The 14,000-nt window shown below is 46.5% G+C and carries 28 protein-coding genes; all 28 read left to right on the top strand.

The window, feature by feature from the left end:
• Positions 1–62: 62 nt before the first annotated feature.
• The 28 genes from rpsJ to rplQ all read left to right on the top strand — a co-directional run bounded on the left by rpsJ (position 63) and on the right by rplQ (position 13,987).
• Complete coding sequence (gene rpsJ / locus AC0KUT_RS17510) at positions 63–374, top strand: 30S ribosomal protein S10 (protein ID WP_142929808.1); 312 nt, start codon at positions 63–65, stop codon at positions 372–374.
• A gap of 104 nt (positions 375–478) precedes the next feature.
• Complete coding sequence (gene rplC, locus AC0KUT_RS17505; protein WP_488831695.1) at positions 479–1,123, top strand: 50S ribosomal protein L3; 645 nt, start codon at positions 479–481, stop codon at positions 1,121–1,123.
• A gap of 20 nt (positions 1,124–1,143) precedes the next feature.
• Entirely contained in the window at positions 1,144–1,758 is a 615-nt protein-coding gene (gene rplD, locus AC0KUT_RS17500; protein ID WP_488831694.1) for a 50S ribosomal protein L4, read from the top strand.
• Positions 1,755–2,051, top strand: coding sequence for a 50S ribosomal protein L23 (gene rplW / locus AC0KUT_RS17495; RefSeq protein WP_488831693.1), 297 nt, complete (start codon positions 1,755–1,757; stop codon positions 2,049–2,051). Before rplD ends, rplW begins: the two co-directional genes overlap by 4 nt.
• A 13-nt stretch (positions 2,052–2,064) precedes the next feature.
• Positions 2,065–2,892, top strand: a complete 828-nt coding sequence (gene rplB / locus AC0KUT_RS17490; protein ID WP_488831692.1) for a 50S ribosomal protein L2 — start codon at positions 2,065–2,067, stop codon at positions 2,890–2,892.
• 34 nt (positions 2,893–2,926) lie between these two features.
• Positions 2,927–3,205: a 30S ribosomal protein S19 gene (gene rpsS, locus AC0KUT_RS17485; protein ID WP_039912567.1), complete on the top strand. Its 279-nt coding sequence runs from the start codon at positions 2,927–2,929 to the stop codon at positions 3,203–3,205.
• A 12-nt stretch (positions 3,206–3,217) separates the two neighbouring features.
• Positions 3,218–3,550: a 50S ribosomal protein L22 gene (gene rplV, locus AC0KUT_RS17480; RefSeq protein ID WP_488831691.1), complete on the top strand. Its 333-nt coding sequence runs from the start codon at positions 3,218–3,220 to the stop codon at positions 3,548–3,550.
• A gap of 13 nt (positions 3,551–3,563) precedes the next feature.
• Positions 3,564–4,244, top strand: a complete 681-nt coding sequence (gene rpsC, locus AC0KUT_RS17475) for a 30S ribosomal protein S3 (protein ID WP_488831690.1) — start codon at positions 3,564–3,566, stop codon at positions 4,242–4,244.
• Between the two features lie 12 nt (positions 4,245–4,256).
• Entirely contained in the window at positions 4,257–4,670 is a 414-nt protein-coding gene (gene rplP / locus AC0KUT_RS17470; RefSeq protein WP_488831689.1) for a 50S ribosomal protein L16, read from the top strand.
• The gene (gene rpmC / locus AC0KUT_RS17465) at positions 4,670–4,861 is read left to right on the top strand and encodes a 50S ribosomal protein L29 (RefSeq protein ID WP_488831688.1); all 192 of its coding nucleotides are present in this window, start codon (positions 4,670–4,672) and stop codon (positions 4,859–4,861) included. The genes rplP and rpmC overlap by 1 nt, the downstream gene beginning before the upstream one ends.
• A gap of 2 nt (positions 4,862–4,863) precedes the next feature.
• On the top strand, positions 4,864–5,130 hold the full coding sequence (rpsQ, locus tag AC0KUT_RS17460) for a 30S ribosomal protein S17 (protein WP_488831687.1): 267 nt from the start codon (positions 4,864–4,866) through the stop codon (positions 5,128–5,130).
• A gap of 35 nt (positions 5,131–5,165) precedes the next feature.
• Positions 5,166–5,534 carry a 50S ribosomal protein L14 gene (rplN, locus tag AC0KUT_RS17455; RefSeq protein WP_488831686.1) on the top strand — a complete coding sequence of 123 codons (369 nt, stop codon included), beginning with the start codon at positions 5,166–5,168 and terminating at the stop codon, positions 5,532–5,534.
• A gap of 35 nt (positions 5,535–5,569) precedes the next feature.
• Positions 5,570–5,887 carry a 50S ribosomal protein L24 gene (rplX, locus tag AC0KUT_RS17450; protein WP_488831685.1) on the top strand — a complete coding sequence of 106 codons (318 nt, stop codon included), beginning with the start codon at positions 5,570–5,572 and terminating at the stop codon, positions 5,885–5,887.
• A 6-nt stretch (positions 5,888–5,893) separates the two neighbouring features.
• Positions 5,894–6,433 carry a 50S ribosomal protein L5 gene (rplE, locus tag AC0KUT_RS17445; protein WP_488831684.1) on the top strand — a complete coding sequence of 180 codons (540 nt, stop codon included), beginning with the start codon at positions 5,894–5,896 and terminating at the stop codon, positions 6,431–6,433.
• A 10-nt stretch (positions 6,434–6,443) separates the two neighbouring features.
• On the top strand, positions 6,444–6,749 hold the full coding sequence (gene rpsN, locus AC0KUT_RS17440; RefSeq protein ID WP_488831683.1) for a 30S ribosomal protein S14: 306 nt from the start codon (positions 6,444–6,446) through the stop codon (positions 6,747–6,749).
• 30 nt (positions 6,750–6,779) lie between these two features.
• Positions 6,780–7,172, top strand: a complete 393-nt coding sequence (rpsH, locus tag AC0KUT_RS17435; protein WP_488831682.1) for a 30S ribosomal protein S8 — start codon at positions 6,780–6,782, stop codon at positions 7,170–7,172.
• A 13-nt stretch (positions 7,173–7,185) separates the two neighbouring features.
• Entirely contained in the window at positions 7,186–7,719 is a 534-nt protein-coding gene (gene rplF / locus AC0KUT_RS17430) for a 50S ribosomal protein L6 (RefSeq protein ID WP_488831681.1), read from the top strand.
• A 9-nt stretch (positions 7,720–7,728) separates the two neighbouring features.
• A complete protein-coding gene (gene rplR / locus AC0KUT_RS17425; RefSeq protein WP_488831680.1) occupies positions 7,729–8,079 on the top strand; it encodes a 50S ribosomal protein L18 in 351 nt (116 codons plus the stop codon).
• A 9-nt stretch (positions 8,080–8,088) separates the two neighbouring features.
• Positions 8,089–8,598 carry a 30S ribosomal protein S5 gene (rpsE, locus tag AC0KUT_RS17420; protein ID WP_488831679.1) on the top strand — a complete coding sequence of 170 codons (510 nt, stop codon included), beginning with the start codon at positions 8,089–8,091 and terminating at the stop codon, positions 8,596–8,598.
• Positions 8,599–8,632: 34 nt separating this feature from the next.
• Complete coding sequence (gene rpmD / locus AC0KUT_RS17415) at positions 8,633–8,818, top strand: 50S ribosomal protein L30 (protein WP_488831678.1); 186 nt, start codon at positions 8,633–8,635, stop codon at positions 8,816–8,818.
• Position 8,819: 1 nt separating this feature from the next.
• Positions 8,820–9,254, top strand: a complete 435-nt coding sequence (gene rplO / locus AC0KUT_RS17410; RefSeq protein ID WP_488831677.1) for a 50S ribosomal protein L15 — start codon at positions 8,820–8,822, stop codon at positions 9,252–9,254.
• A gap of 10 nt (positions 9,255–9,264) precedes the next feature.
• Positions 9,265–10,593 (top strand): preprotein translocase subunit SecY, encoded by a 1,329-nt coding sequence (gene secY / locus AC0KUT_RS17405; RefSeq protein WP_488831676.1) that lies wholly within the window; start codon positions 9,265–9,267, stop codon positions 10,591–10,593.
• Between the two features lie 22 nt (positions 10,594–10,615).
• Positions 10,616–10,732 carry a 50S ribosomal protein L36 gene (gene rpmJ / locus AC0KUT_RS17400; RefSeq protein WP_488835779.1) on the top strand — a complete coding sequence of 39 codons (117 nt, stop codon included), beginning with the start codon at positions 10,616–10,618 and terminating at the stop codon, positions 10,730–10,732.
• A 245-nt stretch (positions 10,733–10,977) separates the two neighbouring features.
• Positions 10,978–11,334, top strand: coding sequence for a 30S ribosomal protein S13 (gene rpsM, locus AC0KUT_RS17395; protein WP_488831675.1), 357 nt, complete (start codon positions 10,978–10,980; stop codon positions 11,332–11,334).
• Between the two features lie 56 nt (positions 11,335–11,390).
• Positions 11,391–11,786 carry a 30S ribosomal protein S11 gene (gene rpsK, locus AC0KUT_RS17390; protein ID WP_488831674.1) on the top strand — a complete coding sequence of 132 codons (396 nt, stop codon included), beginning with the start codon at positions 11,391–11,393 and terminating at the stop codon, positions 11,784–11,786.
• 16 nt (positions 11,787–11,802) lie between these two features.
• Entirely contained in the window at positions 11,803–12,423 is a 621-nt protein-coding gene (rpsD, locus tag AC0KUT_RS17385; RefSeq protein ID WP_488831673.1) for a 30S ribosomal protein S4, read from the top strand.
• A 49-nt stretch (positions 12,424–12,472) separates the two neighbouring features.
• Positions 12,473–13,459 carry a DNA-directed RNA polymerase subunit alpha gene (locus AC0KUT_RS17380; RefSeq protein WP_488831672.1) on the top strand — a complete coding sequence of 329 codons (987 nt, stop codon included), beginning with the start codon at positions 12,473–12,475 and terminating at the stop codon, positions 13,457–13,459.
• Positions 13,460–13,594: 135 nt separating this feature from the next.
• Positions 13,595–13,987 carry a 50S ribosomal protein L17 gene (gene rplQ / locus AC0KUT_RS17375; RefSeq protein WP_488831671.1) on the top strand — a complete coding sequence of 131 codons (393 nt, stop codon included), beginning with the start codon at positions 13,595–13,597 and terminating at the stop codon, positions 13,985–13,987.
• Positions 13,988–14,000 lie beyond the last annotated feature (13 nt).

Genomic DNA, 14,000 nt, shown 5'->3' with positions numbered 1-14,000 from the left:
CAGGGTCATTTTTCCCTCGCTGCTGGAAGTTCTTTAAAACATATTATTGGAGTTTGGTTCACATGCAGAATCAACGCATTAGAATTCGCCTGAAGGCTTTTGATCATAAGCTTATCGACGCCTCTACCCTTGAGATTGTTGAGACGGCTAAGCGTACAGGTGCTCAAGTGCGCGGGCCAATTCCGTTGCCGACTCGTAAAGAGCGCTTCACTGTATTGATCTCTCCGCACGTTAATAAAGATGCGCGCGATCAGTACGAGATTCGTACACACAAGCGTTTGTTGGATATCGTAGAGCCTACTGAAAAGACTGTTGATGCACTTATGAAGCTAGATTTAGCTGCTGGTGTTGAGGTTCAAATTAGTCTCGGTTAATTGACAAATGTTTAGGTCTTGAAGCGTTGCTTCAAGGTTGTGTAACGCTCTGAAATGGGCGGCCATAGCGGGTCAAAGCCCCGTACACTATAGAGGTTAGTAAGATGACTATTGGTATCGTCGGCCGCAAAAGCGGTATGACTCGTATTTTTACCGATGATGGTGTATCCATTCCTGTCTCTGTGATTGAGGTTGATCCCAATCGCATCACCCAGGTTAAAAGTGTAGATACCGATGGCTACTCTGCTGTGCAGGTAACTGTTGGTACTCGTCGTGCCTCCCGTGTTACTAAATCTGAAGCAGGTCACTTTGCAAAGGCGAATGCCGAAGCTGGTCGCGATCTGTTTGAGTTGCGTAACGACGCTCAAGAAGCTTTCGAAGTTGGTGCATCAATTACTGTAGAAGCATTTGCTGCAGGTCAAATTGTTGATGTAACTGGCACATCTAAAGGTAAGGGTTTTGCTGGCGGTATTAAGCGCTGGAACTTTAGTATGCAAGATGCGACTCATGGTAACTCCTTGTCGCACCGCGTATTAGGTTCTATCGGTCAGTGTCAAACTCCAGGTCGCGTATTTAAAGGCAAGAAAATGGCTGGTCATATGGGTGCTGAGCGTGTAACCGTTCAGAATCTTGAGGTTGTCCGTGTCGACGCTGAGCGCAATCTGCTTCTGGTTAAGGGTGCTATTCCTGGTGCTCCAGGTGGCGACGTTATTGTGCGTCCTGCTGTCAAAGCGCGCACTAACGGTTAAGTATCCGAGGGGAATCGACCATGGAATTAAAAATTGTTAGTCCCGGCGGCGCTCAAGGTACTGTAACCGTATCAGAAGTAGCCTTCGGTAGAGAGTTCAATCAAGATCTGGTTCATCAGGCTGTCGTAGCTTATATGGCTGGTTCACGTCAGGGCACTAAAGCGCAAAAGACTCGCGCAGAAGTTTCTGGCGGAGGCAAAAAGCCTTGGCGTCAAAAAGGTACTGGCCGTGCTCGTGCGGGTACTATTCGTAGTCCGATTTGGCGTGGCGGTGGTGTTACATTCGCCTCTAAGCCGCGTGATTTCGATCAAAAGCTAAACAAGAAGATGTATCGTGCAGCAATGCAGTGCATTCTTTCTGAGTTGAATCGTCAAGATCGTTTGATCGTTGTTGATGCTTTTGATATCGATGCGCCAAAGACTAAAAGTTTAGTGCAAAAGTTGGCTCAGTTCGATTTGTCAGCTGCGCTAATTGTTACCGAAGAAATGAGCGAGAACTTGTTCTTGGCGTCACGCAACTTGCATAAAGTTGGTGTGTGTGATGTTCAAGGTGTTGATCCGGTTAGTTTGATTGGTTTTGACAAAGTTATCGTAACTGTTCCTGCTCTGAAAAAATTTGAGGAGATCCTGGGATGAACCAAGAACGCATTTATAAGGTGTTGTTAGGTCCTGTGGTGTCTGAGAAATCTGCAGCAGCAGGCGAGTCTAGCAATCAAGTCGTCTTCAAGGTATTGGCTTGCGCCACTAAGCTTGAAATTAAAGCCGCAGTTCAGGCGTTGTTTAACACTAAAGTACAAAGTGTTCGCGTTATGAATGTTAAGGGCAAAACCAAGCGTACACGCTACGGAATCGGCATTAGAAGCGATTGGAAAAAAGCATATGTACGTCTTGAGCAAGGTCAAGAAATCGACTTTGCGGTAACTGAGTAAGAGGATTGTTGCAATGCCTATTGTAAAAACTAAACCAACCTCTCCTGGTCGCCGCTTTGTAGTAAAAGTTGTAAATCCAGATTTGCATAAGGGAGATCCTTATGCGCCACTCTTGGAGAAAAAATCCAAGTCAGGTGGTCGTAATAACACTGGTCGCATTACTACTCGCCACGTTGGTGGTGGCCACAAGCAACATTACCGTGTAGTCGATTTCCGTCGCAATAAGGACGGCATCCCTGCAACTGTAGAGCGCCTTGAGTACGATCCAAATCGTACTGCTTATATTGCTCTGGTATGTTATGCAGATGGTGAGCGTCGCTACATCATTGCGCCCAAAAACTTGAGCGCAGGTGACAAAATTGAGTCTGGTAATGCCGCCGCTATTAAGGTCGGTAATACCTTGCCAATCCGTAACATCCCGTTGGGTAGTGTAATTCACTGTGTTGAGCTTAAGCCTGGTAAGGGTGCTCAAGTTGCTCGTTCAGCTGGTGCTTCGGCTCAGTTGGTTGCGCGTGACGGTGCTTACGCAACTTTGCGTTTGCGCAGCGGCGAAATGCGTAAAGTGTTGAGCGATTGTCGCGCAACCTTGGGTGAAGTGTCTAACAGTGAGCACAGTTTGCGTTCATTGGGTAAGGCTGGTGCTACTCGTTGGCGTGGTGTTCGTCCTACCGTTCGCGGTGTGGCAATGAACCCGGTCGATCACCCGATGGGTGGTGGTGAAGGTCGTACCTCTGGTGGTCGTCACCCAGTTTCACCATGGGGAACTCCAACCAAAGGTTACAAAACACGCTCCAACAAGCGTACCGATAACATGATTGTTCGTCGTCGCGATAAGAAGTAAGCGCCGACTTAACAGCTGAGTAGAGGAAGTCACAGTGCCACGTTCACTGAAAAAAGGTCCTTTTATCGACCTTCACCTGATTAAGAAGGTCGAAGCTGCGATCGCAAGTAATGATCGTCGTCCAATTAAGACTTGGTCGCGCCGTTCCATGATTATGCCGGAAATGGTGGGTTTGACCTTGGCTGTACATAATGGGCGCCAACACGTTCCAGTTCTTGTGAATGAAGAAATGGTTGGCCACAAGCTTGGCGAATTTGCTGCTACCCGCACCTATCGCGGTCATGCTGCAGATAAAAAAGCTAAGAAGCGCTAAGAGGTTTTAACGATGGAAGTAGCAGCAAAATTAAGCGGTGCTCGTCTGTCGGCGCAAAAAGCGCGTTTGGTAGCCGATCAAATTCGCGGTAAAGGCGTTGAAGATGCGCTTGATATTCTCGCATTCAGTACCAAAAAGGGTGCAGAGATCATCAAAAAAGTGCTTGAGTCTGCAATAGCAAACGCAGAGCACAACGAAGGCGCTGATGTAGATGAGTTGAAAGTGAAAACGATTTTTGTAGATGAAGGTGTGAGTCTGAAGCGCATAAGTCCGCGTGCTAAGGGTCGTGCTGATCGTATTACAAAGCGCACTTGTCACATCACCGTTAAAGTAGCCGATAAGTAAGAGAGCAGGCGTTATGGGTCAGAAAGTACATCCAAACGGTATTCGTCTCGGTATCGTCAAAAAACATACCTCTATATGGTATGCCGACGGGACTGAGTACGCAGACAAACTTAACATCGACTTGAAAGTACGTGCGTACATTCAAGCAAAGCTTGCTAGTGCGTCAGTTAGCCGCGTTGATATTGAACGCCCCGCTAATACTGCGCGCATTACCATTCACACCGCCCGTCCAGGCATCGTGATTGGTAAAAAAGGTGAGGATGTTGACAAGTTGCGCGCTGAAGTCAGCAAGCAAATGGGCGTGCCTGTTCATATTAATATTGAAGAGATCCGCAAGCCTGATTTGGATGCAGCTTTAGTGGCACAAGGCGTTGCTCAGCAACTTGAGCGCCGCGTAATGTTCCGTCGTGCTATGAAGCGCGCGGTACAGAATGCAATGCGTCAAGGTGCTGAAGGTATCAAAATCCAAGTGGGAGGCCGCTTGGGTGGTGCAGAGATCGCTCGTAGTGAGTGGTATCGTGAAGGTCGTGTGCCCCTGCACACATTGCGTGCAGATATTGACTACGCAACTGCCGAAGCGAAAACCACCTACGGTATCATTGGTGTAAAAGTGTGGATTTTCAAAGGTGAGGTTATCGGTGAAGTAGTTGACGCCGAAGCTGCATCTAAGAAAAAAGCCGCCAAGTCCAAGTAAGGGGTACGCAAAATGTTACAACCTAAGCGTACAAAGTTTCGCAAGCAGATGAAAGGCCGCAACCGCGGCTTGGCCCAACGTGGCTCCAAAGTTAGCTTTGGTGATTTTGGCTTGAAAGCAACTGGTCGCGGTCGCATTACTGCTCGCCAAATTGAGGCGGCTCGTCGTGCGATGACTCGTCACGTTAAGCGTGGTGGTAAAATTTGGATCCGAGTATTCCCGGACAAACCAATTACTGAGAAGCCTCTCGAGGTGCGTCAAGGTAAAGGTAAGGGTAACGTGGAATACTGGGTGGCACAGATTCGTCCTGGTAAGGTTCTCTATGAGATGGATGGCGTGAGCGAAGAATTAGCTCGCCAAGCATTCGCCCTTGCTGCGGCAAAGTTGCCAATTTCTACAACATTTGTTAAACGTTCGGTGATGTGATGAAAGCTTCAGAACTCCGCGAAAAATCCGTCGAAGAGCTGAATGGCGTCTTGTTGGATCAATTGAAAGAGCAGTTTAAGTTGCGTATGCAAGCTTCTACTGGTCAGTTGAGCCAAACTCACTTGCTCGCGCAAGTACGTAAAGACGTCGCACGCATCAAGACGGCGCTTAAGCAAAAGGCAGGTAATTAACGATGACTCAAGAAACTAACGTGGCTCGTACACTGACCGGTAAGGTCGTTAGCGACAAGATGGATAAAACCATCACTGTGTTAATTGAGCGTCGTGTAAAACATGAGCTTTATGGTAAGTACGGCACTAAATCATCCAAGCTTCACGCTCACGATGAAAACAATGAGTGCAAGATGGGTGATGTAGTGACTGTAGCTGAGTCGCGTCCTCTGTCGAAAACTAAAACCTGGGCTTTAGTGAAAATTGAAGAGCGCGCTGCTGAAGTCTAAGACTTCAGCGCTTTTAAAAGTTTCGGAGACGGACGATGATTCAAACAGAAAGCTACTTAGATGTTGCTGACAACAGCGGTGCTCGCCGTGTCATGTGCATCAAGGTTCTTGGCGGTTCTCACCGTCGCTATGCGGCCGTGGGTGACATCATCAAAGTTACTGTTAAGGAAGCAATTCCTCGCGGTAAGGTGAAGAAAGGCCAAGTAATGAAGGCAGTGGTTGTGCGCACCAAAAAAGGCGTGCGTCGTCTAGACGGTTCATTAATTAAGTTTGACGACAATGCCGCTGTACTGCTGAACAACCAAGATGCTCCGATAGGTACCCGTATTTTCGGACCAGTAACTCGTGAGTTGCGTGGCGAGAAATTTATGAAAATCATTTCTTTGGCGCCTGAAGTACTTTAAGTACTCAGAACAGACAAAGAGTCGAGGGCAGACAAATGCGTAAGATTAAACGTGATGACGAAGTGATTGTTATCGCCGGACGTGACAAAGGCAAGCGCGGTAAAGTTATACGCGTATTGGCTGAAGATCGTTTGATTGTTGGCGGCATTAACATGATCAAGAAGCACCAAAAACCTAATCCTCAGTTAAGTATTGCTGGTGGAATAGTAGAAAAAGAAGCTGCGATCCATGCTTCCAATGTTGCCATTTATAATGCTGCAACTAAAAAAGCTGATCGTGTTGGTTTCAAAGTCCTTGAAAATGGCGACAAAGTTCGTGTTTTCAAATCCAATGGCGAAGCCCTAGAGGCGTAATTAGACATGGCAAGGCTTAAAGAACTTTATACAAAAGAACTCGCCCCTAAGCTGAAAGAAGAGCTGGGTTTGGCGAATGTTATGGAAGTGCCACGCATTACCAAAATCACCCTGAACATGGGTGTAGGTGAAGCTGTTGGTGACAAGAAAGTGCTTGAGAACGCGGTTAATGACTTGGTGAAGATTGCCGGTCAGAAAGTCGTTGTTACGAATGCTCGCAAGTCAATTGCAGGCTTTAAGATTCGTGACGGCTGGCCAATCGGTTGTAAAGTAACTCTGCGTAGTGATCGTATGTATGAGTTCTTGGATCGTCTGGTTACTATCGCTATTCCGCGTATCCGCGATTTCCGTGGCATTAGTCCTAAGCAATTTGATGGTCGTGGAAACTTTTCCATGGGTGTGACTGAGCAAATTATTTTCCCTGAGATTGACTACGATAAAGTAGATAAACTCCGTGGTCTTGATATTTGTATCACCACTACCGCTCGCACCGACGAAGAAGGTCGTGCGCTGTTGAAAGCGTTCAACTTCCCGTTCAAAGGCTAAGGGTAACGTCATGGCTAAGAAATCAATGATTGCGCGCGAAGTTAAGCGTACGCAAACCGTTAAAAAATTCGCCGCTAAACGCGCTGAATTAAAAGCAGCAATTCTCAGTCCTGCTTCTTCTGAAGAGCAAGTTTGGGAAGCGCAAATTAAACTGCAGCAATTGCCTCGTGATGCTAGTCCTTCACGTCAACGTAACCGTTGCCGCGTAACTGGTCGTCCACATGGTGTTTATCGCAAGTTCGGCCTGTGCCGTCACAAATTGCGTGAAGCTGCCATGCGTGGTGATGTCCCCGGCTTGGTTAAAGCCAGCTGGTAAGCCTCGGCTTAATTTTAGGAGCAGAATCTAATGAGCATGCAAGATCCGTTAGCAGATATGCTGACCCGCGTACGCAATGCGCAACGTGTAGGTAAAGCATCGGTGACTATGCCTTCTTCAAAATTGAAGGTGAATGTTGCAAAAGTACTCTCTGATGAGGGTTACATTGTAGGTTTTTCTGTAAGTGAGGGCGCTAAGCCTGAGTTAACAGTTGAACTGAAGTATTTTGAAGGCAAGCCAGTAATTGTAGAGCTTGACCGTGTGAGCCGTCCTGGCTTGCGTAATTATGCTGGTAAAGCAGCAATACCTACAGTTCGCGCTGGTTTGGGTATTGCAATTGTTTCTACCAGTAAAGGTGTGATGACCGATCGTGCTGCTCGCGCTGCTGGCGTGGGCGGCGAAGTCCTCTGCACAGTATTCTAATTGGGAAATCGTCATGTCACGAGTTGCAAAAAGTCCGGTTGAAGTACCTGCTGCTGTGAGTGTGAGTCTATCAGGGCAAAATCTCTCTATTAAAGGCGGCAAAGGTACGTTGGCGCTGCAAGTTCACGCGAGTGTTGAAGTTAAGCATGAGGGTAATGTATTAACTTTCGCCCCGCGTGACGGTGCCAAGCAGTCAGATGCGCTAGCAGGCACTACCCGTGCGCTAGTTAATAACATGGTAAAAGGTGTCAGCCAAGGTTTTGAGAAAAAACTTACGTTGGTTGGTGTGGGTTATCGTGTTAAAGCTGAAGGCAAAACTGTAAACCTGTCTGTGGGTCTCTCTCATCCGGTTAATTACATTCTTCCAGAAGGTGTAACCGTTGAGACTCCAAGTCAGACCGAAATAGTACTGAAGGGCACTGACAAGCAATTGCTTGGTCAAATAGCCGCTGAAATCCGTGCATATCGTCAGCCAGAGCCTTATAAAGGCAAAGGTATTCGCTATTCGGACGAAGTAGTACTGCGTAAAGAAGCTAAGAAGAAGTAGGGCTAGGATATGAGCGATAAGAAGCAAACTCGTCTTCGCCGTGCACGCCGTGCCCGCGCTAAGATTCGTGAATTAGGTGTAACGCGTTTATCCATTCATCGTACTCCACGCCATATTTATGCACAGTTGATTTCTGGTGACGGTGCACAAGTATTGGCAAGCGCCTCTACTTTGGATAAAGATCTACGTAGTGGTAAAACTGGCAACTCCGATGCTGCCAAAGCTGTTGGAGCGCTCATTGCTGAGCGCGGTAAAGCAGCTGGCATTTCTCAAGTCGCGTTCGATCGTAGTGGTTTTAAATACCACGGTCGTGTGAAGGCGCTTGCTGATGCAGCACGTGAAGGCGGACTGGAATTCTAAGGGTGAGATATGGCATACGCTAAGAAAGAAGAAGACAACAACGAAGGCTTGCAAGAAAAACTAGTTCAAGTCAATCGTGTTGCTAAAACTGTAAAGGGTGGTCGTATCTTCCAATTTACCGCACTGACTGTTGTTGGTGATGGTAACGGAAAGGTGGGCTTTGGTCGTGGTAAGGCACGTGAAGTACCTATTGCAATTCAAAAAGCAATGGAAGCAGCACGTCGCAACATGATCAGTGTTGAGCTGAATGGTGATACTATCCAGTACCCAATTAAAGGTGCTCATGGCGCTTCTAAAGTGTACATGCAGCCAGCCTCTCAAGGTACTGGTGTTATTGCGGGTGGTGCTATGCGTTCGGTACTTGAAATTGCAGGCATTCAAAACGTTCTGTCTAAGTGCTACGGCTCTACCAACCCAGTTAACGTTGTTCGCGCTACCTTCAACGCATTGAAAGCTATGACTTCTCCTGAAGCTGTTGCTGCCAAACGCGGTAAAAGTGTAGAAGATATTCTGAACTAATCGACTGGTTCGATTATTAGAAGGCGGAGTTCATATGTCTAAGAAAATGATTAAAGTGACGCAGATAAAGAGCACTGCTCATCGTCTGAAAAACCACAAAGCTTGCGTTGCTGGCTTGGGTTTGCGTCGCATCCGTCACACTGTTGAAGTAGAAGATACTCCATCAGTACGTGGCATGATTAATATGGTTAACTATCTGGTTAAGGTAGAGGGAGAATAAGATGCGTCTAAATACGCTAAGTCCCGCACCGGGCAGAATCAAAGCGCCAAAACGTGTTGGTCGTGGTATCGGTAGTGGTTTGGGTAAAACTGCTGGCCGTGGTCACAAAGGTTTGAAGTCACGTTCTGGTGGTTCTGTTAGACCAGGTTTCGAAGGCGGTCAGATGCCTTTGCAAATCCGTTTGCCAAAGTATGGTTTCACGTCTCGTATTAGCCTTGTGTCTGCTCAGATTCGGTTGTCTGAATTGAATGCAGTAGAAGGCTCAGTAGTTGATATTGAAACTCTTAAACAAGCAGGTTTGATTAGTTCTGTTATCAAGCGCGCAAAAATCTTCGCTTCTGGCGAAGTGAAAAAGGCAGTAACAGTGAAAGGTTTGTCTGTTACTAAAGGCGCAAAAGCAGCTATTGAAGCCGCTGGCGGAACAGTAGAAGAGTAACGAGGTGCGAATGGCGACTCCAAGTAATCTGCCATTAGCAAATCAAAGAGGCTTGGGCGAGCTATGGGCTCGTCTTCGCTTTCTGTTTTTGGCAATTGTGATTTATCGTATTGGTACTCACATACCTGTACCGGGTTTAGATCCAGAGCGTATTGCGAATCTGTTTAATCAGAATCAAGGTACTATTTTAGGGATGTTTAATATGTTCTCGGGCGGTGCTCTTGAACGTATGAGTATTCTGGCTCTAGGGATCATGCCTTATATTTCTGCATCGATTATCATGCAGTTGCTCACATCTGTTACTCCTTCGCTGGAGCAATTGAAAAAAGAAGGTGATGCTGGTCGTCGTAAGATCAATCAGTACACACGTTACTTCACCGTAGTGTTGGCAACCGTACAAGCCTTGGCAATGGCTGTTAGTTTTTCATCTTATGCCTTTGGTGGTGAACCTACTTTTACTTATTATTTTGTTGCTGTGGTCTCCTTGGTGACCGGCGCAGTATTTATGATGTGGTTAGGTGAGCAGGTTACGGAGCGCGGTATTGGAAATGGTATTTCAATGCTGATTTTTGCGGGTATTGTTGCTGGTATGCCTAGTGCAATTGGCCAAGCCTTTGAAAGTGCGCGTCAAGGTGACTTACATGTTATAGCCTTGCTTGTTGTTACTCTTTTAGCGTTGGCTGTCATTTGGCTGGTTGTGCGTATTGAGCGTGGGCAACGTCGAATTACAGTGAATTATGCCAAGCGCCAACAAGGTCGTGCCGCGCAAAGCAGCCATTTGCCTTTAAAAATAAATATGTCTGGTGTTATCCCAGCTATTTTTGCTAGCAGTATTTTGTTGTTCCCTGCATCCATTGCTCAGTGGTTTGGTCAAGGTGGTGAGGGGCCGTTAAATGAAGCCTTGCAAGAGATTGCTTTAGCGATTGGTCCAGGTCAGCCGCTTTACATTCTTATATTTGCGGGTTTAATAACGTTTTTCTGTTTCTTCTATACGGCATTGATGTTTAATCCGAAGGAAGTTGCAGATAACTTAAAAAAGTCGGGTGCATATATACCTGGGATTCGTCCTGGTGAGCACTCCGCAAAATATATCGATAGTGTTCTGACGCGGCTAACAGTTGTTGGTGCTATCTATATGTCCGCAGTTTGTCTGTTGCCTCAATTCTTGATAGTAGTCACTAATGTGCCTTTCTATCTGGGTGGTACTTCACTGCTGATCGTGGTAGTGGTAGTAATGGACTTTATGTCCCAGGTACAGGCTCACTTGATGTCTCATCAGTATGAATCGCTGATGAAGAAGTCAAACTTAAAAGGATACGGCGGCGGTAACGCACGCTAATCTGATATTTTGAGGTTGGATGATGAAAGTTCGTGCTTCTGTTAAAAAGATTTGTCGCAATTGCAAAATGGTTCGTCGCAACGGTGTTTTACGTGTTATTTGTCACGTTGAGCCGCGCCACAAACAGCGTCAAGGTTAATGCATAGCTGCTAATTGTTTGCGTTGAACTCAGGCAGGTTAACCAGTGATGGTGCCTGCCTGTTCTTTTCTGCAAATTTTAGTGAAAGCATAACTACTGGGGGCGTTGACTGTCGTTAGGTGAGAAATTACCTGGCTATTGCTTTATGGTGTAAATGCCGCTATCCTGCGCGCCTTTTGTACAAGGGGCGAGGGTGGTGCTTATGCTGTCAACGCTGCAACTTATGTGTTACTGGAGTAATTTGAATGGCTCGTATTGCTGGTGTAAACATACCAGATAACAAACACGCCGTTATCTCGTTGACTTATGTTTTCGGGATTGGTCGTACCTCAGCTAAGCAGATCTGTGCTGCTACTGGTATCTCTGAAGAGACCAAAATCGGAACTCTGTCTGAAGATCAGATGGACGCTATCCGTGCTGAAGTCGCTAAGCGCACCGTTGAAGGTGACCTGCGTCGTGTAATATCTATGAATATTAAGCGCTTGATGGATTTGGGATGCTACCGTGGTTTGCGCCACCGTCGCAGTCTGCCGCTCCGTGGTCAGCGTACTAAAACGAACGCTCGTACCCGTAAAGGCCCTCGTAAGCCGATTAAGAAGTAATTCTTGCTTACGTCTTTCATTCACTTACGGTAACAAAAAAGTAGGAAGAAATTGCTATGGCTAAGCCAGGTAATAAAACCACCGCGAAAAAGAAAGTTAAAAAGACAGTAGTCGATGGTGTAGCTCACATCCACGCTTCTTTTAACAATACCATCGTGACCATTACAGATCGTCAAGGCAATGCACTCGCTTGGGCAACTTCTGGTGGTTCAGGTTTCCGTGGTTCACGTAAAAGTACTCCTTTTGCTGCTCAGGTCGCTGCAGAGCGCGCTGGTGAAGCTGCAAAAGAATATGGTTTAAAAAATCTCGACGTTGAAGTTAAGGGTCCAGGCCCAGGTCGCGAGTCTGCTGTTCGCGCGCTGAATAATGCTGGTTATAAAATTACCAACATTACTGACGTAACGCCGATTCCTCACAACGGCTGTCGTCCGCCGAAAAAACGTCGCGTGTAAGGGGGAGGAATAGAAAATGGCTCGTTATATTGGACCTACTTGTAAGCTGTCTCGTCGCGAAGGTACTGATCTTTTCTTAAAGAGTGGTGCGCGCGCTTTAGACTCAAAATGTAAATTAGAAACTGCTCCAGGCCAACATGGCCAACGTCGTGGTCGCTTGTCTGACTATGGTGTGCAGTTGCGTGAAAAGCAAAAAGTTCGTCGTATTTACGGCATTCTTGAAAAGCAATTCCGCGGTTACTACAAAGAAGCTGCTCGTCGTAAGGGCGCCAGCGGTGAAAACTTGCTGAAATTGCTCGAATCTCGTTTAGATAACGTTGTTTATCGTATGGGTTTCGGTTCAACTCGCGCTGAATCGCGTCAGTTGGTTTCACATAAGGCTATCAGTGTTAACGGTAAAACCGTCAACATCGCTTCTTACCAAGTTGCTGCCGGTGATGTTGTTGCCGTACGCGAGAAGGCTAAAAAGCAACTGCGTATCCAAAGCGCAATTAACTTGGCTGGACAACGTAGTAACGTTGAATGGATCGATGTTAATGGCGAGAAAAAAGAAGGCGTATTTAAACGCGTTCCGGATCGCATTGATTTGCCAGCTGATATCAATGAGAACTTGATTGTTGAGCTTTACTCTAAGTAAGGCCTGAGACTCGTCGATACCCTAAACAGGACCGCTAACAGGTGTGGCTATGCAGACAGCAGTAAACGAATTTTTGACTCCGCGTCATATCGATGTTTCAGAAAGCAGCCCAACTCACGCTCGCGTGGTGTTGGAGCCTTTGGAGCGTGGCTTTGGACATACTCTTGGCAATGCCTTGCGTCGTATTTTGCTTTCTTCAATGGCCGGTTGTGCCATTGTTGAAGTGGAAATCGAAGGTGTGTTGCACGAGTACAGCGCGATAGAAGGTGTTCGTGAGGATGTCATCGAAATCCTTTTGAACCTGAAAGGCGTTGCGGTAATCATGCACGGTAAGGATCATGCAGTTCTTACTTTGACCAAAAAAGGCCCAGGTGTTGTTACTGCGGCTGATATTCAACTTGACCACGATGTGGAAATTAAAAATCCAGATCATATCTTGGCGAATATCACTGGTAATACCGAATTAAAAATGCGCTTAACTATTGCGCGTGGCCGCGGTTACCAGCCAGCAGACAGCCGTCGTAGAGACGATGACGAAAGTCGTGCTATTGGCCGCTTGCAGTTGGATGCTTCTTTTAGTCCAGTTAAGCGTTTGGCATACAGCGTAGAAAATGCGCGTGTTGAACAGCGTACTGACTTGGATAAATTGGTGTTAGATTTGGAAACAAACGGCACTATTGATCCGGAAGAAGCTATTCGTCGTGCAGCGACAATTCTGCAGCAACAGCTTGCAGTGTTTGTTGATCTGGAAGGTGAAAAACAATCAGCTCCTGAACAAAAAGAAGAGGCTATTGATCCTGTTCTCTTGCGTCCAGTGGATGACTTGGAATTGACAGTACGTTCAGCTAACTGCTTGAAAGCGGAAAATATTTACTATATCGGCGATCTGATTCAGCGCACGGAAGTTGAGCTGTTGAAGACTCCGAACTTAGGTAAAAAATCACTTACCGAAATTAAAGACGTACTCGCTTCACGCGGTTTGTCGCTCGGTATGCGTTTGGAAAACTGGCCACCGGCTAGCTTGAGAAACGATTAACCAGTGAAATCAGAAAGCGAGCATCCCTTGGGGTGCTCGTTTTTTTGTTTTTATTATTAGTTCGCCCGTCAACTCACTTCGGTGCGGGTGATTAACGAGATTGCGTTAAGCAATCCATTTTGAAGGTATATTGTCATGCGTCATCGTCTTAGTGGTCGTCAGTTAAATCGTAATGCATCTCACCGTAAAGCTATGTTTCGTAACATGGTTATTTCTTTGGTTGAGCATGAATTAATTAAAACTACTTTACCAAAAGCCAAAGAGCTGCGTCGTTTCGCTGAGCCTTTGATTACTTTAGCTAAGGTAGATAGTGTTGCTAACCGTCGTCTTGCATTTGCTCGTTTGAACAACAAAGAAGCGGTAGGTAAGTTGTTTAGTCAACTTGGTCCACGCTACAACACTCGCCCAGGTGGCTACATTCGTATTCTGAAGTGTGGTTTCCGTTCAGGCGATAAGGCTCCTATGGCCTATGTTGAGTTGGTCGATCGTCCAGCTAAAGCTTTAGACACAGCTGTAGAAGCCGAATAAGCTTCTAGGTCGT

Source organism: Cellvibrio sp. 25HG11W-0 (assembly GCF_057815475.1).
This window is presented reverse-complemented; position numbering and strand designations above follow the sequence as displayed.